This is a genomic window from Azohydromonas aeria (assembly GCF_009760915.1).
GTDB classification, from domain to species: Bacteria; Pseudomonadota; Gammaproteobacteria; order Burkholderiales; family Burkholderiaceae_C; genus Azohydromonas; species Azohydromonas aeria.
Genome location: NZ_VIDQ01000018.1, coordinates 12,478 through 34,391, shown reverse-complemented (window position 1 = coordinate 34,391; position 21,914 = coordinate 12,478). Strand labels below are relative to the sequence as shown.

General features: G+C 71.3%; 23 protein-coding genes and 1 pseudogene. 7 read left to right on the top strand and 17 right to left on the bottom strand.

The window, feature by feature from the left end; genetic code table 11:
• Nucleotides 1–26: 26 nt before the first annotated feature.
• Both FJ694_RS13045 and orn read right to left on the bottom strand, forming a co-directional pair.
• Nucleotides 27–1,667, bottom strand: a complete 1,641-nt coding sequence (locus FJ694_RS13045) for a DEAD/DEAH box helicase (protein WP_157267677.1) — start codon at nt 1,665–1,667, stop codon at nt 27–29.
• 376 nt (nt 1,668–2,043) lie between these two features.
• The gene (gene orn, locus FJ694_RS13040; protein ID WP_157267676.1) at nt 2,044–2,601 is read right to left on the bottom strand and encodes an oligoribonuclease; all 558 of its coding nucleotides are present in this window, start codon (nt 2,599–2,601) and stop codon (nt 2,044–2,046) included.
• A 62-nt stretch (nt 2,602–2,663) separates the two neighbouring features.
• Here orn and FJ694_RS13035 point away from each other — a divergent pair, with 62 nt between their 5' ends.
• Together FJ694_RS13035 and rsgA are read left to right on the top strand one after the other, a co-directional pair.
• Complete coding sequence (locus tag FJ694_RS13035) at nt 2,664–3,926, top strand: M48 family metallopeptidase (protein ID WP_157267675.1); 1,263 nt, start codon at nt 2,664–2,666, stop codon at nt 3,924–3,926.
• On the top strand, nt 3,926–4,834 hold the full coding sequence (rsgA, locus tag FJ694_RS13030) for a ribosome small subunit-dependent GTPase A (RefSeq protein ID WP_157267674.1): 909 nt from the start codon (nt 3,926–3,928) through the stop codon (nt 4,832–4,834). Before FJ694_RS13035 ends, rsgA begins: the two co-directional genes overlap by 1 nt.
• A gap of 16 nt (nt 4,835–4,850) precedes the next feature.
• Here rsgA and FJ694_RS13025 read toward each other — a convergent pair whose 3' ends face one another.
• From FJ694_RS13025 to rpsP, 6 genes and pseudogenes are all read right to left on the bottom strand, one after another.
• Nucleotides 4,851–5,840, bottom strand: coding sequence for a CobD/CbiB family protein (locus tag FJ694_RS13025; protein WP_157267673.1), 990 nt, complete (start codon nt 5,838–5,840; stop codon nt 4,851–4,853).
• A 108-nt stretch (nt 5,841–5,948) separates the two neighbouring features.
• Nucleotides 5,949–6,632: a CoA pyrophosphatase gene (locus FJ694_RS13020; protein WP_157267672.1), complete on the bottom strand. Its 684-nt coding sequence runs from the start codon at nt 6,630–6,632 to the stop codon at nt 5,949–5,951.
• Between the two features lie 96 nt (nt 6,633–6,728).
• A complete protein-coding gene (gene rplS / locus FJ694_RS13015) occupies nt 6,729–7,082 on the bottom strand; it encodes a 50S ribosomal protein L19 (RefSeq protein ID WP_157267671.1) in 354 nt (117 codons plus the stop codon).
• A gap of 168 nt (nt 7,083–7,250) precedes the next feature.
• Nucleotides 7,251–8,039: a tRNA (guanosine(37)-N1)-methyltransferase TrmD gene (gene trmD / locus FJ694_RS13010; protein ID WP_157267738.1), complete on the bottom strand. Its 789-nt coding sequence runs from the start codon at nt 8,037–8,039 to the stop codon at nt 7,251–7,253.
• 48 nt (nt 8,040–8,087) lie between these two features.
• Nucleotides 8,088–8,675: a ribosome maturation factor RimM gene (rimM, locus tag FJ694_RS13005; RefSeq protein ID WP_157267670.1), complete on the bottom strand. Its 588-nt coding sequence runs from the start codon at nt 8,673–8,675 to the stop codon at nt 8,088–8,090.
• A 124-nt stretch (nt 8,676–8,799) separates the two neighbouring features.
• Nucleotides 8,800–9,048: pseudogene (gene rpsP, locus FJ694_RS13000) on the bottom strand (30S ribosomal protein S16); the annotation flags it as partial.
• Between the two features lie 281 nt (nt 9,049–9,329).
• On the opposite strand from rpsP, the gene FJ694_RS12995 reads away from it, so the two are divergent.
• Together FJ694_RS12995 and FJ694_RS12990 are read left to right on the top strand one after the other, a co-directional pair.
• Nucleotides 9,330–9,869 carry a GNAT family N-acetyltransferase gene (locus FJ694_RS12995; protein ID WP_157267668.1) on the top strand — a complete coding sequence of 180 codons (540 nt, stop codon included), beginning with the start codon at nt 9,330–9,332 and terminating at the stop codon, nt 9,867–9,869.
• Nucleotides 9,866–10,333, top strand: coding sequence for a TM2 domain-containing protein (locus tag FJ694_RS12990; RefSeq protein WP_157267667.1), 468 nt, complete (start codon nt 9,866–9,868; stop codon nt 10,331–10,333). The genes FJ694_RS12995 and FJ694_RS12990 overlap by 4 nt, the downstream gene beginning before the upstream one ends.
• Nucleotides 10,334–10,426: 93 nt before the next feature.
• On the opposite strand, the gene FJ694_RS12985 is transcribed toward FJ694_RS12990, so the two are convergent.
• From FJ694_RS12985 to murJ, 8 genes are all read right to left on the bottom strand, one after another.
• Nucleotides 10,427–11,437, bottom strand: a complete 1,011-nt coding sequence (locus FJ694_RS12985) for an inorganic phosphate transporter (RefSeq protein ID WP_157267666.1) — start codon at nt 11,435–11,437, stop codon at nt 10,427–10,429.
• 27 nt (nt 11,438–11,464) lie between these two features.
• Nucleotides 11,465–12,112 (bottom strand): DUF47 domain-containing protein, encoded by a 648-nt coding sequence (locus tag FJ694_RS12980; protein ID WP_157267665.1) that lies wholly within the window; start codon nt 12,110–12,112, stop codon nt 11,465–11,467.
• A gap of 229 nt (nt 12,113–12,341) precedes the next feature.
• The gene (gene folK, locus FJ694_RS12975; protein WP_198320816.1) at nt 12,342–12,860 is read right to left on the bottom strand and encodes a 2-amino-4-hydroxy-6-hydroxymethyldihydropteridine diphosphokinase; all 519 of its coding nucleotides are present in this window, start codon (nt 12,858–12,860) and stop codon (nt 12,342–12,344) included.
• Complete coding sequence (pcnB, locus tag FJ694_RS12970) at nt 12,857–14,437, bottom strand: polynucleotide adenylyltransferase PcnB (protein ID WP_157267664.1); 1,581 nt, start codon at nt 14,435–14,437, stop codon at nt 12,857–12,859. The genes folK and pcnB overlap by 4 nt, the downstream gene beginning before the upstream one ends.
• Nucleotides 14,434–15,102, bottom strand: coding sequence for an HAD family hydrolase (locus FJ694_RS12965; protein WP_157267663.1), 669 nt, complete (start codon nt 15,100–15,102; stop codon nt 14,434–14,436). Before FJ694_RS12965 ends, pcnB begins: the two co-directional genes overlap by 4 nt.
• Nucleotides 15,103–15,134: 32 nt before the next feature.
• Entirely contained in the window at nt 15,135–15,812 is a 678-nt protein-coding gene (gene hda / locus FJ694_RS12960; RefSeq protein WP_157267662.1) for a DnaA regulatory inactivator Hda, read from the bottom strand.
• A gap of 117 nt (nt 15,813–15,929) precedes the next feature.
• Nucleotides 15,930–16,808 (bottom strand): SirB1 family protein, encoded by an 879-nt coding sequence (locus FJ694_RS12955; RefSeq protein WP_157267661.1) that lies wholly within the window; start codon nt 16,806–16,808, stop codon nt 15,930–15,932.
• Between the two features lie 25 nt (nt 16,809–16,833).
• Entirely contained in the window at nt 16,834–18,405 is a 1,572-nt protein-coding gene (gene murJ / locus FJ694_RS12950) for a murein biosynthesis integral membrane protein MurJ (protein ID WP_157267660.1), read from the bottom strand.
• A gap of 180 nt (nt 18,406–18,585) precedes the next feature.
• On the opposite strand from murJ, the gene rpsT reads away from it, so the two are divergent.
• The gene (rpsT, locus tag FJ694_RS12945) at nt 18,586–18,900 is read left to right on the top strand and encodes a 30S ribosomal protein S20 (protein ID WP_157267659.1); all 315 of its coding nucleotides are present in this window, start codon (nt 18,586–18,588) and stop codon (nt 18,898–18,900) included.
• 219 nt (nt 18,901–19,119) lie between these two features.
• Here rpsT and FJ694_RS12940 read toward each other — a convergent pair whose 3' ends face one another.
• Nucleotides 19,120–19,506, bottom strand: coding sequence for a DUF3579 domain-containing protein (locus FJ694_RS12940; RefSeq protein ID WP_157267658.1), 387 nt, complete (start codon nt 19,504–19,506; stop codon nt 19,120–19,122).
• Nucleotides 19,507–19,760: 254 nt separating this feature from the next.
• Between FJ694_RS12940 and FJ694_RS12935 the strand changes: the two genes are divergently transcribed.
• Both FJ694_RS12935 and argF read left to right on the top strand, forming a co-directional pair.
• Nucleotides 19,761–20,963 carry an aspartate aminotransferase family protein gene (locus FJ694_RS12935; RefSeq protein WP_157267657.1) on the top strand — a complete coding sequence of 401 codons (1,203 nt, stop codon included), beginning with the start codon at nt 19,761–19,763 and terminating at the stop codon, nt 20,961–20,963.
• Complete coding sequence (gene argF, locus FJ694_RS12930) at nt 20,960–21,892, top strand: ornithine carbamoyltransferase (protein WP_157267656.1); 933 nt, start codon at nt 20,960–20,962, stop codon at nt 21,890–21,892. The genes FJ694_RS12935 and argF overlap by 4 nt, the downstream gene beginning before the upstream one ends.
• Nucleotides 21,893–21,914: the final 22 nt, after the last annotated feature.

The window sequence follows — 21,914 nt, the reverse complement described above, 5'->3', positions numbered from 1 at the left end:
GCCTTTGAAAAACCATAGTGAAAGACTCAGCGGTCCCAGCCGCCGTCGCGACGCGGGCCGCGGCTGCGCTCGCCGCCGAAGCCGCCGCGGTTGTCCTGGCGGTCGCCGAAGCGGGGGCCACGCGGGCCCGAGCGCTCGCCGCCACGGTCGAAGCCGCCGCCCTGCGGGCCATCGGCACGGCGCTCGAAGGGGCTGCGGTCGCGCGGCGCGCCGGCGTGGTGGCCACCACCATGGGGACGGCCGAAGCCGCCTTCCGGGCGGCGCTCGAAGCGGCCTTCCGGACGCGGGCCACCGAAGTGGCCGCCGTCAGGGCGCGGCGCGAAACCTTCGCGCGGCGCGCGGTGCTCGAAGCCACCCTCGCGCGGACCGCGCGACTCGAAGCCGCCGTCGCGGCGCGGGCCACGGTCGAAGCCGTCACGGCGCGGGCCGCCGAAGGACGGCTTGCCGCCGAAGCGCGGGCCGCGGTTGCCGCCGTCCGGGCGCCCCGGATAGATGCGCGGCTCGGGCTGGCGCGGCTCCAGGCCGGTGACGGTGGCCACCGGGATCTGCTGCGTCGTGAACTGCTGGATGCGCTTGATCATGACCACGTCGCGGCGCTCGGCCAGCGTCACGGCCAGGCCGGAGCGGCCGGCGCGGCCGGTGCGGCCGATGCGGTGCACGTAGTCCTCAGCCTTCATCGGCAGGCCGAAGTTGATGACGTGGCTGATGGTGGGCACGTCGATGCCGCGGGCGGCGACGTCGGTGGCCACCAGCACGCGCAACTGGCGGTTGCGCAGGCCGTTGAGCACGCGGTTGCGCCGGCCCTGCGGCATGCCGCCGTGCAGCGCGGCCACGGCGTGGCCCATCTCGCCCAGGCGGTCGGCCAGGCGGTCGGCATCGACCTGGGTGCTGGTGAACACCACGGCCTGCTCGACCTCACGGCCGGTGAGCAGGTGGTCGAGCAGCGCGTTCTTGTGCGTCAGGTCGTCGGCCCAGTGCAGGCGCTGCTCGATGTTCTCGTGCGTGTCGGTGTGCGAGGCCACGTCCACCGTCAGCGGGTCGCGCAGCAGCTCGTCGGCCAGGCGGCCGACGTGGCCGGCGAAGGTGGCGCTGTACATCACCGTCTGGCGCGCGGCGGGCGTGCAGCCGGCGATGAAGTTGATGTCGTCGATGAAGCCCATGTCGAGCATGCGGTCGGCTTCGTCGAGCACCAGCATCTCCACGTGCTCCAGCAGCGCCTTGCCGCTTTGCACGTGGTCGATCAGGCGCCCCGGCGTGGCGATGAGGATGTCCACCGGACCGCGCAGCGCCTTGAGCTGCGCGCCGTAGGGCACGCCGCCGACGACGGTGACCACGCGCAGGCCCTGCACGTGGCGGCCGTAGTCGGTGGCGGCCTTGGCCACCTGCTGCGCCAGCTCGCGCGTCGGGGCCAGCACCAGGATGCGCGGGCCGGTCATGCTCTTGTCGCGGCGCTTGGTGTTGTCGCCGCGCGCAGCCAGGATGCGCTCCAGCGCGGGCAGCACGAAGCTGGCGGTCTTGCCGCTGCCGGTGCTGGAGGACACGCGCAGGTCACGGCCTTCCAGGGCCGGCGGGATGGCGCGCGACTGCACCTCGGTCGGGTTCTCGTAGCCGGCGTCGGCGAGGGCGCGGGTCAGGGTCTCGTGCAGGCCCAGGGTATCGAAAGACATGAAGAGTTCTCTTTTTCGGCGCCGGCTGACAGCAGCCGGCTGCGGCGGCGCTTCACAAAGCGCTGCCGGATACACAAGTCGCGGGAGGAACGGAAGGAACAATTTCCACCTGCCGAAGGAGAAAGAGGCAGGTGCACCGGTCCGAAAGCGACGGCATCGCCGCCGACCGGTTCCAGGCAGCCCGGGCGGGTGCTGGAAGGGAAATCAAGTTCCGCCACGCGCTGTCGTGCGGGAGAACTCGACGAAGGTCAGAGGGGATGTACGAACGGTGCCAGAACGACACCGGACCCGAATTGTACGACGACTCGGGAAAGCCCTTATTTTTCGGCTGGAAGCGGCGCCGGGCCGCGCCGGCCGAAGTCGTCTTGATTCGTCTTCAGACCGCGAGGAAAGTGCTGCGGTAGTGCAGCAGCTCGTCGATGGACTCGTGGATGTCGGCCAGCGCGGTGTGCTTCTGCGCCTTCTTGAAGCCGTCGAGTGCCGCGGGCTTCCAGCGCCGGGCCAGCTCCTTGAGCGTGCTCACGTCCAGGTTGCGGTAGTGGAAGAAGGACTCCAGCTGCGGCATGTAGTTGGCAAGGAAGCGCCGGTCCTGGCAGATGGAGTTGCCGCACATCGGGCTCTTGCCCGCCGGCACGTACTGCTTGAGCCACTCGATGACAGCCGCCTGCGCCTGTGCCTCGTCCACGGTAGAGGCCTTGACGCGGTCGATCAGCCCGCTCTTGCCGTGCGTGCCCTTGTTCCAGTTGTCCATGGCGTCGAGCGTGGCGTCGCTCTGGTGGATGGCGAACACGGGGCCCTCGACGCGCTGCGTGAGCTGGGCATCGGTGACGACCACGGCGATCTCGATGATGCGGTCGCGGTCGGGGTAGAGGCCGGTCATCTCCAGGTCGATCCAGATCAGGTTCTGGTCGCTGGCGGCGAGCTCGGTCGTCATGGAAAAAATCCTCGTGGGCTGGCTTGAAGGGGGGCGATTGTCGCAGCCCTACACTTGCCGCCATGTCTGCCTTGACCCTGCTCTTCGCAGGCGCCGTGCTGCTCGCACTGCTCCTGAAACTGTGGCTTGCCACGCGCCAGATGCGCCACGTGGCGCAGCATCGCGACCAGGTGCCGGCCGCCTTCGCCGGGGCGGTGTCGCTGCGCGCGCACCAGCGCGCCGCGGACTACACGCTGGCGCGCGGGCGCTTCGGGCTGCTGCAGGCGGCCTTCAGCTCCGCGCTGCTGCTGGCCTGGACGCTGCTGGGCGGGCTCGAGGCGCTCAACGTGCTGGTGCGCGACGCGGTGCAGCCCATGCTCGGCGACATGGCCTACCAGCTGGCGCTGCTGGCGGCCTTCGTGGTGATCGGCTCGCTGCTGGAACTGCCCTTCGAGCTCTACCGCACCTTCGTGCTGGAGCAGCGCTTCGGCTTCAACCGCATGACCTGGAAGCTCTACCTGGGCGACCAGCTCAAGGGCCTGCTCGTGGGCGCGATCGTCGGGCTGCCGCTGGCGGCGCTGGTGCTGTGGATCATGGGCGCCACCGGCGAGCTGTGGTGGCTGTGGGCCTGGGCCGCGTGGACGGCGTTCCAGCTCATCGCGCTGGTGGTGTACCCGACACTGATCGCGCCGCTGTTCAACCGCTTCACGCCGCTGCCCGACGGCGAGCTCAAGAACCAGGTGCAGTCGCTGATGCAGCGCTGCGGCTTCGCCGCCAAGGGCCTGTTCGTCATGGACGGCAGCCGCCGCTCGGCCCACGCCAACGCCTACTTCACCGGCCTGGGCGCGGCCAAGCGCGTGGTGTTCTTCGACACGCTGCTGTCCAAGCTCAACGGCGGCGAGATCGAGGCGGTGCTGGCGCACGAGCTGGGCCACTACAAGCACCGCCACGTGCTCAAGCGCATGCTGCTGGCCTTCGGGTTGAGCCTGGCGGCGCTGGCACTGCTGGGCTGGCTGTCGGGCCAGGCCTGGTTCTACACCGGGCTGGGCGTGCGGCCGAGCCTGGACGCGCCCAACGACGCGCTGGCGCTGCTGCTGTTCATGCTGGCGCTGCCGCCCTTCCTGTTCCTGCTCTCGCCGCTGGGCGCGCGGCTGTCGCGCCGCCACGAGTTCGAGGCCGACGCCTACGCCTGCGCGCAGGCCGACGGCCGCGACCTGGCCAACGCGCTGCTCAAGCTGCACGAGGACAACGCCTCCACCCTGACGCCCGACCCGCTGTACGCGCGCTTCTACTACTCGCACCCGCCGGCCACCGAGCGCCTGGCCGCGCTGCGGGCGCAGAGCTGATGTCGCGGCACAGCGAGCTCGACGTCGGGCTGGTGGTGGCGGCGCATGGCCGCCACGTGATGGTGGAGACGCCCGAAGGGCAGCGCGTGCAGTGCCACCTGCGCGGCAAGAAGACCGAGTGCGTCGTCGGCGACCGCGTGCGCTGGCAGGCCAGCGGCGACGAGGGCGTGGTCGAGCACGTCGAGCCGCGGCGCAACCTGCTGCTGCGACAGGACGAGTGGAAGACGAAGTCCTTCGCCGCCAACCTCGACCAGATCCTGGTGCTGGTGGCCGGCGAGCCGATGTTCAGCGAATCGCAGCTCACCCGCGCGCTGATCGCCGCCGAGAACGCCGGCATTCCCGTGCGCGTGCTGCTCAACAAGGCCGAGCTGCCGCAGGCGGAAGCCGCGCGCGAGCGGCTGCAGCCCTACCGCGCCATGGGCGTGCAGGTGCTCGAAGCCTCGCTCAAGACACGCCCCGACGACTCGCGCGCGCTGCTGACGCCGCTGCTGCAGGACGCTGCCACGCTGGTGCTGGGCCCCAGCGGCACGGGCAAGAGCACGCTGGTGAACCTGATGGTGGCCGACGCGCAGGCGCAGGTCGGCGACATCTCGCAGGCGCTCAATTCCGGGCGCCACACCACCACCAGCACGCGCTGGTACTGGCTCGACCCGGCCGCGCGGCGCGGCGCGCTCATCGACTCGCCCGGCTTCCAGGAATTCGGCCTGCGCCAGATCGCGGCCGAGGAACTGCCGCGGCTCATGCCGGATTTGCGCGCGCACCTGCCCGAGTGCCGCTTCTACAACTGCACGCACCGCCACGAGCCGGGCTGCGGCGTGCGCGCGGCGGTGGAGCGCGGCGAGATCGCCGCCAGCCGCTGGCGCATCTACGGCGAGATCCGCGAGGAGCTGGAACGCACCAAGTGGTGAGCGCGGGCTGAGCAGCTCAGCCCAGCACGTTGGCCAGCGTCAGCAGCGCCAGCAGCAGCAGCCACAGCACCACCGAGCGCCAGACCAGGCCGACGATGCTCTGCAGGTGGCCGAGCTGCGGCGGCAGCCCGGGCGTGGAGCCCAGCGCGCCCTCGATCTCGCCGCCGGCGCCGACGTGGAAGGTCTTGCTCCGGTCGGGTGTCACGCCCGGCGCGGCGCTGCCGCCGAGCTGAACGCCCAGGGCGCCCGCCGCGGCGGCGAGGATGATGCCTTCGTTGCTGTGCACCCACAGCCCGGCGTCGCGGCGCCAGCCGTTGACGGCCTCCTCGAAGTTGCCCACCACCGCGAAGCCGAAGGCCGTGAGCCGCGCGGGCACGTGGTCGATGCCGCCGAAGAGCTGCTGCGAGATCGCCAGCAGCCGCTCGTTGGCCGGCGCGCCCAGGGCACGGCTCTTGAAGGCCCAGTAGCGCCCGGCGAACTCGGCCATGCGGTACAGCACCGCGCCGGCCGGGCCCAGGCCCAGCGAGGACAGCAGCACGAACCAAAAGAACACGCCGAAGACGTGCCGGTGCGCGGCCAGCAGCGCGTGCTCGATGACGTGGCGCAGCAGCTCGGTGCGCGGCAGCTCGCTGGTGTCCAGGTGCCGCCACTCGGCCAGCAGCCGCCGCGCGTCGGTCTCGTCGCCGCGGTCGAGCGCGTCGCGGATGTCGGTGAAGAAGTGGCTGAACTGCCTGAAGCCCAGCGTGAGGTAGAGCACCAGCACGTCAAACGCCAGCGCCAGCAGCGTGCTGAGCTGCGCGATGCCGGCGTACAGGCCCGCGGCCAGCAGCGCCGGCACCAGCACCGTCACGCCCCACACCACCCAGGCGTGATGCTCGCGACCGGCGTCGAAGTTGCGCCCGGTCCAGCGCACCCAGGAGATCAGCGCATCGTGAATGCGGTTGTCACGAGGCAGCGGCTTGAGCTGCTCGATCAGGAGGGCCAGCAGGACGGCGAAGAAACTCATTGCCGTCGATCATACCGATGGCAATCACCCGTTCAGGTGCACGGCTGGTGCGCCGGCAACGGCTGCGCGCCGGTCCCGCGGCCCCCGCGGCGGGAGGCCGGACCGGCGTCAGGCCGCCAGGAAGCGGTAGAGGTTGCGCAGCATGGCCGCGGTGGCGCCCCAGATGAAGTATTCGCGCTGGCTGCCCGCGGCGGTCCAGGGCATGGACAGGAACTGCCGCGGCGCGCCGTCGAGCTCGATGCGGTGGCGACGATGGTGCGCCGGGTTCATCAGCCAGGCCAGCGGCACCTCGAAAGCCTCGGCTACCTCGAACGGGTCGATGCGCAGCGCATAGGGCGCGGCCAGCAGCCCCACCACCGGCGTGACGCGAAAGGCGGTGATGGTGGTGTAGGCCGGCAGCGTGCCGATCACCTGCACCTGCGCCGGCTCCAGCCCCACCTCCTCCTGCGCCTCGCGCAGCGCGGTGGCCACGGCGTCGGCGTCCGTGGCTTCGGCGCGGCCGCCGGGAAAGCTGATCTGCCCCGCGTGCGCTTTCAGGTGCGCCGTGCGCTGCGTCAGCAGCACGTGCAGCGTGCCGTCGGCATGCTCGACCAGCGGCACCAGCACCGAGGCCTCGGCCTTGACCGGCAGGCCCTCGCGGCCGTCGGCGCGGGTCTCGGGCTGCCACGGCGGCGGATGTGCGAAGCGCCGGCGCAGCGCGGCGCTGGTGAGCTGCGCCGGCGCCACGGCGGGCAGGTGTTCGTCCATGCCGATGACCGGCACGGCCTGGGGATCGAGGATCAGTTGGGCCATGCCTTCGAGCATAGGCCCGGCAACGAAAAAGCCGCCCGAAGGCGGCTTTGGCGGTACGTGCCGGGGGCGGCCATGTCGCCGGCCCCGGGCAGGACCTTAGGCCAGCTTTTCCTTGATGCGGGCCGACTTGCCGCTGCGCTGGCGCAGGTAGTAGAGCTTGGCGCGGCGCACGTCGCCGCGGCGCTTGACTTCGATGCTGGAGATCAGCGGGCTGTACAGCTGGAACGTGCGCTCCACGCCTTCGCCGCTGGAGATCTTGCGCACGATGAAGCTGCTGTTGAGGCCGCGGTTGCGCTTGGCGATCACGACGCCTTCGTAGGCCTGCACGCGCTTGCGGGTGCCTTCGACGACGTTGACGCTGACGATCACGGTGTCGCCGGGGGCAAACGCCGGGATGGTCTTGTTCAGGCGAGCAATTTCTTCCTGCTCGAGGGTCTGGATCAGGTCCATGGGGTTCTCCAAGGGATCGTGCCGGCACGCTCGGGTTGTTGGCCTGCGCTCAAGTCAGGATGACAAGCGCGGGCTGCGAAGGAATTTCGCCCGGCAGAGGATCGAAAAGCCCTCGATTATATGCCAAGTCAAAGGGCTCCCCGCTCAATCCCGGGGATCAAGCGGGATTCAGGCCGCCGGCGCGGCCGGCAGCGTGCGCAGGAATTCTTCATCGGCACGGCTCAGGCGCCCGGCGGCGCGCGCCGCGGCGATCAGGTCCGGGCGCCGCTGCGCCGTGATGGCCAGCGAGCGCTCGCGGCGCCAGCGCGCGATGCGGCCGTGGTGGCCGGAGAGCAGCACCTCGGGCACGGCGTCGAAGCCGCCGTCCGCACGCGGCAGCTGCTCCGGGCGGCTGTAGTGCGGGCAGTCGAGCAGCCCGTCCTCGAAGCTGTCCTGCTGGTGCGAGGCCGCGTCCTGCAGCACGCCGGGCAGCAGCCGCGCCACGGCGTCGAGCAGCACCAGCGCCGGCAGCTCGCCGCCGGAGAGCACGAAGTCGCCCACACTCAGCTCCAGGTCCACGTGGCGGTCGATGAAGCGCTGGTCGATGCCCTCGTAGCGCCCGCACAGCAGCACGGCGCCGGGACCGGCGGCGAGCTCGCGTACCAGTGCCTGGTCCAGGCGCCGGCCGGTGGGCGAGAAGTGGATCAGCGGCGCGCAGGCCGCTCCGGGCTCGGCGCCCTCCCCGCGCGCGTCGCGCACGGCATCGAGCGCGCGCTCCAGCGGCGGGGCCATCATGACCATGCCCGGGCCGCCGCCGAAGGGGCGGTCGTCCACGCGGCGGTAGTTGCCCTCGGCAAAGTCGCGCAGCGGCCACAGCTGCAGCTGCAGCGCGCCGCTGGCGTAGGCACGGCGCGTCACGCCCACCTCCAGGTGCGGCACGAACAGCTCGGGGAACAGGGTGATGACGTCGAAGCGCAGCACGGCGGACAAGGCGTGCGCCGCGCGCGGGCGGCGTCAGTCAGGGAATCAGTAGTCGGCGCCCCAGTCGACCGTGATGCGCTTTTGCGCCAGGTCCACCTGGTCGACGTAGGCCTCGACGAAGGGGATCAGCCGCTCGGCTTCGAGCGCCGTCATGCCCGCGGGCGTCTCGGCGGGCTGCACGCGCAGCACGCTGTGCGGGCCCGTGGCCAGCAGGTCCGTGACCGTGCCGAGGACGATGCCCTCGCGGTTCACGACCTCCAGCCCGATCAGGTCCACCCAGTAGTACTCGCCCTCGGCGGCGGTCGGGAAGCTGGCGCGCGAGACGAAGATGCGCGCGCCCTTGAGCGCCTCGGCCGCGTTGCGGTCGGGCAGCTCCTGCGCGCTGGCGACGACGCCGTCGCCCTGCTCGCGCGCGGCCGTGACCTTGAGCAGCCTCGGGAAAGCCGCAGCGGCAGCCGCGGGCAGCTTCTCCGGCGGCTGCAGGAACCAGCGCCGCGAGGAGAACAGCGCCTGCGGATCGCTGGCGAAGGGCTGGACCTTGATCCAGCCCTTGATGCCCCACGCGCCCAGCACGCGGCCGACTTCCACCGCGTCTTCGGGCCAAACGGGCTCGTCGGAAGACCAGGCGGACATGCAGTCGTCGCGTGAAGGGCCGGGGGCGAGCCGATTACTCGGCAGCGGCGGCCGGCTGCTCGGCGGGAGCAGCGGCGGCGACGGCGGGCTCAGCCGCGGCGGCGACGGCGGCCGGGGCCTGGCCGGCGGTGGCCTTCTTGGCCTCGCCGATCAGGCGCGCCACGGTGGGCGACAGCTGCGCGCCCACGCCGGTCCAGTAGCTCACGCGCTCCAGCGCCACGCGCAGCGGCTGCTCGGCGCCGGAAGCCACGGGGTTGTAGAAGCCCACGCGCTCGATGAAGCGACCGTCGCGACGCTCGCGCGACTCGGCCACCACGATGTTGTAGAAGGGGCGCTTCTTGGAACCGCCGCGGGCCAGACGAATGACGACCATGTTGGTTGACTCTTGATGTGCAGGATGGAAACGATCGCCGCACCAGGGACACGGGCAGGTCAGGCAGATCGAGAACAGCGCCGCGCACACCTGCCGCAACACTTGTGCGGCGGCGCGCGCGGCGCGCTGGTTTTTTCGGTGCCGTTAGATACGCGCAAGCCTCTCGGCCGGCCAGCACCGAAACCGCGCATTATAAACTGACCGATTCGCCCATCCCCCATGCGGGCGACAAGGTCCCGCCCTTTTTCACGCCCGCACGACTGCACGCCCTTTTCCGACCCATGAGCCCCCTGCTGATCCGACCGAGCACGCCCGAGGATTTCACTGCCGTCGCCCGCATCTACGCGCACCACGTGCTGCACGGCACGGCCACCTTCGAGACCGAGGCGCCCTCGGCCGAGGAGATGCTGCGCCGGCGCGAGGACGTGCTCGGCCGCGGCTGGCCCTGGCTCGTGGCCGAGCGCGGCGGCACGGTGCTGGGCTACGCCTACGCCAACCAGCTGCGCCCGCGCCCGGCCTTCCGCTTCTGCCTGGAGGACTCCATCTACCTCGACCCCGAGGCCCGCGGCCAGGGCGTGGGCCGCGCGCTGCTGGCCGAGCTCATGGCGCAGTGCGAGGCGCGCGGCGCGCGCCAGATGGTGGCCGTCATCGGCGACTCGGCCAACGCCGCCTCCATCGGGCTGCACGCGGCCTGCGGCTTCGAGCGCTGCGGCGGCCACGCCGCCGCGGGCTGGAAGTTCGGGCGCTGGATCGACGTGGTGCTGATGCAGCGCGCGCTGGGCGACGGCGCCGCCACGCCGCCCGTGGAGCGCGCCGCGTGAGCGAATCCGACGACCTGCCCGCGCGCTCCTACAGGTCCAAGACCCTGGCCACCTGGATCGCGCTGCTGGGCGGCAGCCTGGGCCTGCACCGTTTCTATCTGCACGGCTGGCGCGACGCGCTGGGCTGGCTGCACCCGCTGCCGACGCTGGCCGGGGTGCTGGGCGTGCGCCGCATGCTGGAGCTCGGCCTGGACGACCGCGTCGCCTGGGCGCTGATCCCGCTGCTGGGGCTGATGGTGGCGCAGGCCATGCTGTGCGCCATCCTCTACGCCCTCACGCCCGACGCGCGCTGGGACGCGCGCCACAACCCGGGCTGGCCGGTGCAGGACACGCGCTGGGGCCCGGTGCTGGGCGCCATCGCCGCGCTGATGCTGGGCGCGGGCGTGCTCATGGCCACCATCGCCTTCAGCGGCCAGCGCTACTTCGAGTGGCAGATCGAGCAGGCGCGCCAGATCAGCCAGTGAGCCCGACATGGGAAAAGGCCCGCCGGGAGGCGGGCCTGTGCCAGGAGTGTCGGGGGGTCTTCGGCGGCAGGCGCCGCCCGGTGCGCCGAAGGATCAGAACAGCAGCTCGCTGAGCCAGTACGACAGCGCCGCCACCGCCGCGGCGGCCGGGATGGTCAGGATCCAGGCCCAGACGATGTTGCCCGCCACGCCCCAGCGCACCGCGGACGCGCGCTGCGTGGAGCCCACGCCGACGATGGCGCCGGTGATGGTGTGGGTGGTCGACACCGGCACGCCCAGCGCCGTGGCGAAGAACAGCGTCATCGCGCCGCCCGTCTCGGCGCAGAAGCCGCCCACGGGCTTGAGCTTGGTCAGGCGCTGGCCCATGGTCTGCACGATGCGCCAGCCGCCGAACATGGTGCCCATGCCGATGGCGAGGTAGCAGCTCCAGATCACCCAGGCCGGCGGCATCTTGTCGCTGGCCGTGGCGTAGCCCGAGGTGATGAGCAGCAGCCAGATGATGCCGATGGTCTTCTGCGCATCGTTGCCGCCGTGGCCCAGCGAGTACAGCCCCGCCGACACCAGCTGCAGCCGCCGGAACCAGTTGTCCACGCGCACCGGCGTCGTGCGCCTGAACAGCCAGGCCACGATCACCATCAGCAGCGAGCCCAGCAGGAAGCCCAGCGTGGGCGACACCAGGATGAACAGCACCGTCTTGAGCAGCCCGCTCCAGACCAGCGGGTCCGGGCCGGCCTTGGCCAGCGTGGCGCCGACGATGCCGCCGATGAGCGCATGCGACGAGCTCGACGGGATGCCGTAGAACCAGGTCACGATGTTCCAGACGATGGCGCCCACCAGCGCGCCGAAGATGACGTGCAGGTCCACCACCGACGGATCGACGATGCCCTTGCCCACGGTGGCGGCCACCTTGAGCTGGAACACGAAGATCGCCACCACGTTGAAGAACGCGGCAAAGAGCACCGCCTGCTGCGGCTTGAGCACGCCGGTGGACACGACGGTGGCGATCGAGTTCGCCGCGTCGTGGAAGCCGTTCATGAAGTCGAAGGCCAGGGCCAGCAGCACGAGCAGTGCCACGACCCAGAAGCCGGTCTGGATGGGGTCCATGGGAAGGGAGCGGTCAGCCGCGTGGCGTCAGGAGTTTTCGAGGACGATGCCCTCGATCAGGTTGGCCACGTCCTCGCAGCGGTCGGAGATCGACTCCAGCTGCTCGTAGATCGCCTTGAGCTTGATGAGCTCGCGCACGTCGGGCTCCTGGCGGAACAGCTTCGACATGGCGCTGCGCATGACGCGGTCGGCGTCGGACTCCAGCTTGTCGATCTCCTCGCAGGTCTTGATGGCGGCCTCGGCCACCGCCGGCACGTTGAGCTTGGGCAGCAGCGTCACCGCGTGCTGCACGCGCTCGCAGCACTTGACGCTGAGCTCGGCCAGCGAGCGCAGCTCCTCCGTGACGGCGTGCACGTCGTACAGCGCCATGGTCTCGGAGGTGTCCTGCAGCAGGTCCAGTACATCGTCCATCGCGTTGATCAGCGACAGGATCTGCTCGCGGTCGATGGGCGTGATGAAGGTCTTGTGCAGCAGCCGGTTGACCTCGGCCGTGACCTTGTCGGCGTCGTGCTCGGCGGCATCGACCGCGTCGGCATGGCGCTGGCGCAGCGCCGGATCGGCGTAGTGCTCGATCATCTGCATGAAAGCGCGTGCGCCCTCGGCAATCTTCGACCCGTGCTGGTTGAACAGCTCGAAGAAATTGCCCTCCTTGGGCAGCAGCTTGGAAAACAGCATGTCGTCCTCTCGTCCGGCCGCGCGGCCGACGTGCCGGCAGCGCGCGGCAAATGGCGCGCCGTCCCGGCAAGGTTCAGTTTGGCAAACCGGCGATTCTACGAGGCGGCCGCAGGCGGCCCGGGCCTGCGCCGCTGCGCATCATGACGACAACGTGACAGTCCCATGACGCGCCGCGACCGCCTGCGCCGGTGCAGGCGCCCCAGGCAGCGGCGGCCGCCGCGGCAGGCCGTCAGTCCCGGGACCAGTCGCCTGCCAGACGCTCGATGGCCTGATCCGCCATGCCCTGCAGCAGCCCCGCCAGAGAGGCCGCGTGCCCGGGCAGGTGCAGCGCCGGCGCCAGCTCGGCCAGCGGCGCCAGCACGAAGGCGCGTTCGTGCGCGCGCGGGTGCGGCAGCGTCAGCACCGGGTCGGCCTGCACGGTGTCGCCGTGCAGCAGCAGGTCCAGGTCGAGCGTGCGCGGCGCGTTGCGGTACGGCCGCTCGCGCCCGTGTGCCAGCTCGATGGCCTGCAGCGCGCGCAGCAGCTCCAGGGGCGAGAGCGTGGTGTCCAGCGCCGCCACGGCGTTGAGGAAGTCGGGGCCCTGCGCATCCACCGGCGCGCTGCGCCACAGCGAGGACACGCCGGCGAGCCGGCAGCCCGGCAGCGCCGCGAGTGCGCGCAGCGCCGCACGCAGCGTCTCGCGCGCATCGCCCAGGTTGGCGCCCAGGCCGATCCAGGCGCGCACCGGCGGCGCCATGGTGCCGCTCACAGCGACGGCGGCGGCTCGGGCGTGACCGCGTCGCTGCCGCCGCCGGGCTTGCGCCGGCGCCGGCGGCGCTTGCGCGCGGGCGCGGCGGCATCGCCCTCGGCTGCCGGCGTGTCCGGGGAGGACTCGACGCCGGCCGCGGCCGGCGCGGCCTCGCGCGGCGCCTTGTCCCGGGCCGCGCTGCCGCCACCACCGCGCTTGCGCCGCGAGGGGTGCTGCGCCTCGCGCACCGCCTCCACCAGCGCGTCGCGCTCCTCGTCCGTGCCCAGCGCGAAGTCTTCCCACCACTCGGCCAGCTCGGGCTCGGCCTGGCCCACGTCGGCGCGCAGGCGCAGGAAGTCGTAGCCGGCGCGGAAGCGCGGCTGCTCCACCAGCGCGAAGGGCGCGTTGCCGCTGCGGCGCTCGAAGCGCGGCTGCATCAGCCAGATCTCGCGCATGTCGCCGGCGAGCTTGCCGCGGCCGGAGATGTCGCCGATGCGCGCGTCGAAGACCGCGTCGATGGCCTGCTGCAGGGCCGGCAGCGGCGCCTCGCCGGCCTCGCGCAACTGCGTCCAGCGCGACTGCACGTCGTGCCAGAGCATGCACGCCAGCATGAAGCTCGGCGCCACGGCGCGGCCTTCCTCGACGCGGCGGTCGGTGTCCTCCAGCGCCAGGCGGATGAAGCGCTCGCGCGCCTCGTCGGCGTTGAACACCACCTCCAGCAGCGGGAAGACGCGGTGCATGCCGTGCTTGCGCAGCTCCTCGAGGCTGCGCAGCGAATGGCCGGTCTGCAGCAGCTTGATCATCTCGTCGAACATGCGCGAGATCGGCACGTTCTCCAGCAGCTCCAGCACGCGCGGCATCGGCTCGCGCGTGCGCGCCTCGATCTCGAAGCCCAGCTTGGCGGCGAAGCGCACCACGCGGATGAGCCGCACCGGGTCCTCGCGGTAGCGCAGCTCGGGCTCGCCGATGATGCGCAGCAGCCGCCGCTTCACGTCGCGCACGCCGCCGTGGTAGTCCACGACGATGCGCGTGGTCGGGTCGTAGTACAGGGCGTTGATGGTGAAGTCGCGCCGCGCCGCATCCTCGATCTGCGGCCCCCAGACGTTGTCGCGCAGCACGCGGCCGCTGGCGTCCACCACGTGGCTCTTGCCGGCGAGCTCGCCCTTGGAGGTCTTCTCGTTGCCTTCCACCTGCTCCGCGGCGCTGGCGTCGAGGTAGGCGCGGAAGGTGGACACCTCCACCACCTCGTGGTCGCGCCCGCGCCCGAAGATGACGTGCACGATGCGGAAACGCCGCCCGATGATGAAGGCGCGCCGGAACAGTCCCTTGACCTCTTCGGGCGTGGCGTTGGTGGCCACGTCGAAGTCCTTGGGCCGCAGGCCCACGAGCAGGTCGCGCACCGCGCCGCCGACGATGTAGGCCTCGAAGCCCGCCTCCTGCAGCGTGCGCACCACCCTGACGGCGCGCTCGTCGAGCAGCGCGGCGTCGATGCCGTGCTCGGACTCCGGCACCTCCACGCGCTCGCCCAGCGGGATGCGCGGCGCCTTGGCCTCGGACTTGCCGCCGCCCAGCAGCCGGCCGATGAGGGTCTTGATCATGCGAACAACCTCAGGATGGGCCAGCCGCGCGCAAGGGCGATCGCCTCCAGCGCGGAGCCCGGGTTGGTGGCCACCGGGGAATCGACCTGCTCCAGCAGCGGCAGGTCGTTGGTGGAGTCGCTGTAGAAGTGCACGCGCTCGAAGTCGCCCTGCGCGAGGCCCAGGCCGGCGAGCCAGTCGCGCACGCGCTCGATCTTGCCCTCGCGGAACGAGGGCACGCCGTCGATGGCGCCGCTGACGCGGCCCTGCGCGTCGCGCGCCAGGCGCAGCGCGATCAGGTGCTCCACGCCGAAGGCCGCGGCGATCGGCGCGGTCACGAACTCGTTGGTGGCGGTGACGACGGCGCACAGGTGCCCGGCGTCGAGGTGCTTCCTCACCAGCGCCAGCGCCTGGGGCCGGATCTGCGGCGCGATCACCTCGCGCATGAAGCGCTCGCGCGCGGCCAGCGCCTCGGCTTCGGGCCGGCTGCGCCAGGCCGAGGTGGCGAAGTCCACGTACGCGGGCAGGTCCAGCCGCCCGGCCTGGTAGTCGGCGTAGAAGCCGTCGTTGCGCGCGCGCCAGGCCTCGCCGTCGGCCCAGCCGAGCTGCACCATGAATTCGCCGAAGGCGTGGTCGGAGTCCCCGGGCAGCAGCGTGCCGTCGAGGTCGAATAAAGCCAGTTCCATGTCTTCCTTGTCGTCTTTCCCGGGCGGCCCTCTCAGGCGCCCTCCTCGGCCAGCATGCGGCGCAGCAGCGGCACCGTCACGGCACGGCGCTGCGCCAGCGCGAAGCCGTCGAGCCGGTCCAGCAGCGCCATGAGGTGCTTCAGGTCGCGCGCGAAGTGGTTGAGCAGGTAGTCCACCACGTCGTCCGAGAGCTCGATGCCGCGGCGCTGCGCCTCGTGCCGCAGCGTGGCGCGGGCCTCGCGCTCGGCCAGCGGCTGCAGCGCGAACACGTCGCCCCAGGCCAGCCGCGTGCGCAGGTCCTCGCGCACGGTGAGGTCCACCGGCGGCACCCGCCCCGCGGCCACCACCTGCACCTGGAAAGTCGCCGCGTCGATGAAGGCGGCAAACGCCGCCTGCTGGTGCAGCTCGTCGAGCCGGTCGCAGTCGTCCATGACCAGCAGCGTCCAGCCCTCGTCCACCTCCCACGGCACCGGGTCGGTGGCGTTGAACCAGCCCACGCGCTCGCCGGCGCCCTGGCGCTCGTGCACCAGCGCCTGCAGCAGGTGCGTCTTGCCGCTGCCGGGCGGTCCCCACAGGTACAGCGGCGCGAGCGCGCCCGACGCCGGGCCGAGCCGGCGCAGGTGCTGCACGGCGGCCGCGTTGGCGCCGGGCACGAAGCCATCGAAGCTCGGCACCCGCTCGAAGGCGATCGGCAAGGGAATCTGTTTCATCCAGGGTAGGTGCCCGGGCCCGGCTCGGCCGGGCCGCCGGTGTCGCGCGCCGGCAAGGCAGGCGCCCGCCGCAGCGGCAGGACGCGGCGGGATTGTAGGCGGGCCCCGGTTCAGGCTTCAGTGCAGCCGCGGCTGGCCATGGCGGCGCAGCTCTTCCAGCCGCTCGGTCAGCGCCGGCGCGTCGGCCGCCTGCGGGCGCTGGCGCAGGTACTGCGCCAGGTCCTGCGCGGCCGCGGCGTACTGGCCCAGCTCGGCGTGGCACAGGCCGCGGTCGCGCCGCTCCTCCCAGTCCTGCGGCAGCAGGATCACCAGGCGCTGCTCCACGGCCAGCAGCCGCACCCAGTCGCCGGCGCTGCGGTGGATCTCCTTGAGGTTGCGCAGCAGCCGCGCCAGCACCTCGCGCGCCGGCGCGGCCTGCAGGAACAGCTCCAGCGGCGCCTCGAAGTCGCCCACCAGCCCCTGCTGGCGCCGGTAGGGCTGCAGCTGCTCGTCGAGCTGCTCGCGCGACAGCGAGCGGCCGTTGAACGGATCGAGCACCACCTCGCCCTGCGGCATGTGCAGCTTGACCAGGAAATGCCCGGGAAACGAGATGCCGCGTGCCTGCAGCCCGATGTGGCCGGCCAGCTCGATGTAGAGCAGCGCCAGCGTGATCGGGATGCCCCGGCGCGTGGCCAGCACCCGGTGCAGGTAGCTGTTGGCCGGGTCGTAGTAGTCGTTGACGTTGCCCGCGAAGCCCAGCTCCTGGAAGAAGTAGCGGTTGAGGCTGCGCAGCTTGAACATCGGCGCAGCGTCGGCCGGCAGCCGCCGGCGCAGCCGCTCGGCCAGCGCATCGACCTCGTGCAGCACGCCCTGGGCGTCGAGCTGCGGGTCGTCGTCCTGCGCCACGCTCACCGCGGCCTCGAACAGCGACAGGCTCGCGTCGTCGGCCACGAGCGCTGCGAAATACTCCAGCGCCGTCGGAGGCTGGAAATGCCGGGAATGCAGGCCGCCGCTCATGCGCTGCGAGTGTAGTGCGCGGCACTCAGCCCCGGCGCAGCAACGCCTTCAGCCGCAACCCCGACAGCGCCAGCGTGCCGAAGTACACCACCGCCGCGCCGGCCAGCGCCGCGGCCATCCAGCCGATGCGCGTGAGCTCGCGCATGTGCGCCCAGTCCAGGTGGTCGTTGAGCCAGGACAGCCCGGCGCCCATGGCGGCGCTGGCCGCCACCAGCTGCATCAGGTAGCGGATCCAGCCCGGGCCGGGCCGCCACTGGCCACGCCGCCACAGCAGGAACAGCAGCACCCCGGCGTTGACCAGGGCACCCAGGCTGGTCGACAGCGCCAGCCCCGCGATGCCCATGCCCGCGCCGAACACGAACACCAGGTTGAAGAGCTGCGTCAGCACCAGCACGCCCACGGCGATGCGCACCGGCGTGCGCGTGTCCTGGCGCGCGAAGTAGCCCGGCGCCAGGATGCGGATCGAGACGATGCCCATCAGCCCCACGCCGTAGCCCACCACCGCCGCGGCCGCGCCGCGCACGTTGTCCGGGTCGGCGGCGAAGGCGCCGCGCTGGTAGAGCGTGGCCACCAGCGGCTCGGCAAACACCAGCAGCGCCATCGCGCAGGGCAGCGCCACCAGCAGCAGCTGGCGCAGGCCCCACTCCAGCAGCGCGGAGTAGGCGGCCTCGTCCTTGCGCGCATGCGCGGCCGAGAGCTGCGGCGTGAGCACCACGCCCAGCGCCACGCCCAGCAGCGCGGTGGGAAATTCCATCAGCCGGTCGGCATAGGTCAGCAGCGAGACGGCACCTGCGCCCAGCTGGCTGGCGATCTGGGTGTTGATGAGCTGGGAGATCTGCGCCACCGACACGCCCAGCAGCGCCGGCGCCATCTTGCGCAGCACGTGGTGCACGCCCTCGTGCGCCCAGGCCTCGCGAAAGCGCCGCCACGTCAGCCCGAAGCGCGGCAGCGCGCCGATGCGCCGCAGCGCCGGCACCTGCACTGCCAGCTGCAGCACGCCGCCGACCATCACGCCCGCGGCCAGCGCGTAGATGGGCTCGATGCCCAGCCGCTCGAACAGCGGCACGCCCAGCGCCAGCGCGGCGATCCAGGCCAGGTTCAGCAGCACCGGCGTGGCCGCCGGCACCACGAAGCGGCGCCAGGTGTTGAGGATGCCCGCGGCCAGCGCCACCAGCGACATGCAGGCGATGTAGGGAAACATCCAGCGCGTCATCAGCACCGCCGGCTCGTAGCCGCCGCTGTCGCGCAGGCCCTCGCCCATGAGCCACACCAGCACCGGCGCGCCGACGATGCCCACGATGCAGATCACCACCAGCGTCCACAGCAGCACGGTGGCCACGGCGTCGATCAGCCGCCGGGTGGCCTCGTCGCCGTCGCGCTCGTGCGCCGCGGCCAGCAGCGGCACGAAGGCCTGCGAGAACGCGCCCTCGCCCACCAGGCGGCGCAGCAGGTTCGGGATCCGGAAGGCGACGTTGAAGGCGTCGGTCAGCGCGCTGGCGCCGAACACCGAGGCCTGCAGCAGGTCGCGCAGCAATCCCGTGATGCGCGAGGCAAGCGTGAGCAGGGAGACGGTGGACGCGGCCTTGAGCAGGTTCATGAGGCGGGCCGCGGCGCGCTCATCAACCAGGTGCGAAACCGGCGCGACAGGAGCCCACGGCGAGAGCGGCAAAGCCGGCGATTATAGGAAGCCCACCCCCGCCGCCCGGCTCGGCCTTTCAACCTTCACGCCGGAAATGCTATACTCGCCGGCTTTCCACCCTGGACCCACCACACCAGCATGGCTACCTCTTCCAAAGCCAAGAAGAAGACCGTTCGCATCGCGTCGGGCCGCAAGCGCGCGCGCCAGGACGTGAAGCTCAACGCCGCCAACACCGCGCTGCGTTCGAAGTACCGCACTGCCGTCAAGAACGTGCAGAAGGCCGTCGCGACCGGTGACGCCGCCAAGGCCGCCGACGTGTTCAAGGCCGCCCAGAGCGTGATCGACTCCGTCGCCGACAAGGGCATCTTCCACAAGAACAAGGCTGCTCGCCACAAGAGCCGCCTGGCCGCCAAGGTCAAGGCCCTGTCGCTGGCTTCCAGCGCCGCCGCCTGACAGAAGGTTCCCAGGGGGATGTGAAAAAGCCCGCGCCAGCGGGCTTTTTTCATGGCCGCGCGCGGCCTGCGCGCGAGGCCATGCAATGACGAAGGCGCCCGCGGGCGCCTTGTTGCTTTGCCATGTGGATTCAGGCGGGGTTCGCGCAGGACCCCGTGCCCTGCCACCGGCCACGCCCGCACAGGCGCCACCGCAACAGGTTGCGCGCTCGACGTTCTCTCATTCCTGCTTCACCGCCGCGGCCTTTTGCGGCGCGCCGGCAGCAGCGGCGGGGCTCGCAGCCGGCGCCGGTGCGGCCGCCGGCTCGGGCAGCAGGCAGGCCTCGGCCACCTGCAGCTCGTTGTCCCGCGCGAAGTTCATGACGAAGTCCCACGCGCGCACGTCCACGTCCTTGAGCGCCTCGCTCACGATCACGCACTTGACGCCGTTGATCACGCGCGGCACGCACAGCGGCGAGTAGCCGATGTGAGCGCCCGGGCCGGAGCGTGCACCGCCGGGACGGAACGAGGACATGGCACCCGCCAGGCGCTCGGCCCAGTCGCTGGGCCGGAACGTGCGGCCCTGCAGGGTGATCCCCTGGATGAAAACTTCACGGGGTTTGGACATGCGGTTCGAGACAGACAGACGACTACCGGAAGGGCGCGAAGCCCAGTCGGCCGCGCAACGCGGGCAGCATTGTGCCTGCTTGCGGGTTTCCCCTGCCTGACTCGCCGGGGCAAACGCCGCGCGGCCGGTGCCGGCGTGCGCTTTGCCCGGGAAAAGGCCCGCCCTGGCCGCACCTTAGAATTCCCTGCTTGTGGCCGGCCCATGTCTCGCCCCGACATGCCCGGCCACCGTCTTTTGCGTGGAGCCTGTCACCGATGAATGCCACCCCCCCGTCGCCCCTGATGAACACCTACGGCCGGCTGCCCTTCGCGCTGTCGCACGGCCAGGGCTGCAGGGTGTGGGACACCGACGGCAAGGAATACCTCGACGGCCTGGGCGGCATCGCCGTCAACACGCTGGGCCATGCGCACCCGAAGCTCGTGCCGGCGCTGCAGGACCAGGTCGCCAAGCTGATCCACTGCTCGAACTACTACCGCGTGCCGCTGCAGGAGCAGCTCGGCGCCAGGCTCGCCCAGCTCTCGGGCCTGACCAACGCCTTCTTCTGCAACTCCGGGCTCGAAGCCAACGAGGCGGCGCTCAAGATCGCGCGCAAGTACGGCCACGACCGCGGCATCGAGGCGCCGGAGGTCATCGTCTACGAGAAGGCTTTCCACGGCCGCTCCATCGCCACGCTCTCGGCCACCGGCAACCCCAAGGTCCAGGCCGGCTTCGGCCCGCTGGTCGAAGGTTTCGTTCGCATCCCGCTCAACGACCTGGCGGCCGTGGAAGAAGTCGCCCGTTCGCGCCCCAACGTCGTGGCCGTGTTCCTGGAGACGATCCAGGGCGAAGGCGGCATCAACCCGGCGCGCTGGGAATACCTGCAGGGGCTGCGCCGGCTGTGCGATCAGCAGCAGTGGCTGCTGATGCTCGACGAGGTCCAGTGCGGCATCGGACGCACCGGCAAGTGGTTCGCGCACCAGTGGGCCGGCATCCAGCCCGACGTGATGCCGCTGGCCAAGGGCCTGGGATCGGGCGTGCCCGTCGGCGCCGTGGTGTGCGGCCCGCGCGCCGCGGGCGTGCTGCAGCCGGGCAACCACGGCACCACCTTCGGCGGCAACCCGCTGGCCATGCGCGCCGGGCTGGAGACGCTGCGCATCATGGAAGAGGACGGCCTGCTGCAGAACGCCGCCGACGTGGGTGCGCACCTGCGCGCCGCGCTCGAGCAGGGCCTGGCCGGCCTGGAGGCCGTGGTCGAAATCCGCGGCCAGGGCCTGATGCTGGGCATCGAGCTCGACCGCCCCTGCGGCGAGCTGCTCGGCCGCGCCGCGCAGGCCGGGCTGCTGCTGAGCGTGACGGCCGACCGCGTCATCCGCCTGGTGCCGCCGCTGATCCTCACCCGCGCCGAGGCCGACGCGATCGCCGCGATCCTGTGTCCGCTGGTGCACCAGTTCGTCGCCGAAACCACCACCGCGCCATGAAGCCCGGAATGAGCCTGATGAAGCACTACCTGCAGTTCAAGGACCTGCGCGCCGAGGAGTACACGTACCTCCTGGAGCGCACCGCCATCATCAAGAAGCGGTTCAAGAACTACGAGAAGTACCAGCCGCTGGCCGACCGCACCCTGGCCATGATCTTCGAGAAGGCCAGCACCCGCACCCGCGTGAGCTTCGAGGCCGGCATGTACCAGATGGGCGGCTCGGTGGTGCACCTGACCACCGGCGACAGCCAGCTCGGCCGCAGCGAGCCCATCGAGGACAGCGCCCGCGTCATCAGCCGCATGGTGGACCTGGTGATGATCCGCACCTTCGAGCAGTCCAAGCTGGAGGCCTTTGCCGCGCACTCGCGCGTGCCCGTCATCAACGGCCTGACCAACGAGTACCACCCCTGCCAGATCCTGGCCGACATCTTTACTTTCATCGAGCACCGCGGCTCGATCGTCGGGAAGACGGTGGCCTGGGTGGGCGACGGCAACAACATGGCCAACACCTGGCTGCAGGCCGCCGAGGTGCTCGGCTTCACGGTCCACGTCAGCACGCCCAGCGGCTACGAGATCGACCCGGCGGTGGCCGGCATCAAGAACGACGCCTGCTACAAGGTCTTCGCCGACCCGCGCGAGGCTTGCCGCAATGCCGACCTGGTGACCACCGACGTGTGGACCAGCATGGGCTTTGAGGCCGAGAACGAGAAGCGCAAGCTCGCCTTCGCCGACTGGTGCGTGGACGCCGACATGATGGCCCACGCCCATGGCGACGCCGTCTTCATGCACTGCCTGCCCGCGCACCGCGGCGAGGAAGTGACGGCCGACGTCATCGACGGCCCGCAGTCGGTGGTCTGGGACGAGGCCGAGAACCGCATGCACGTGCAGAAGGCGCTCATGGAGTACTTGCTGCTGGGCCGCATCGGCTGACACGCCTGTCCCGGGCGCTGCC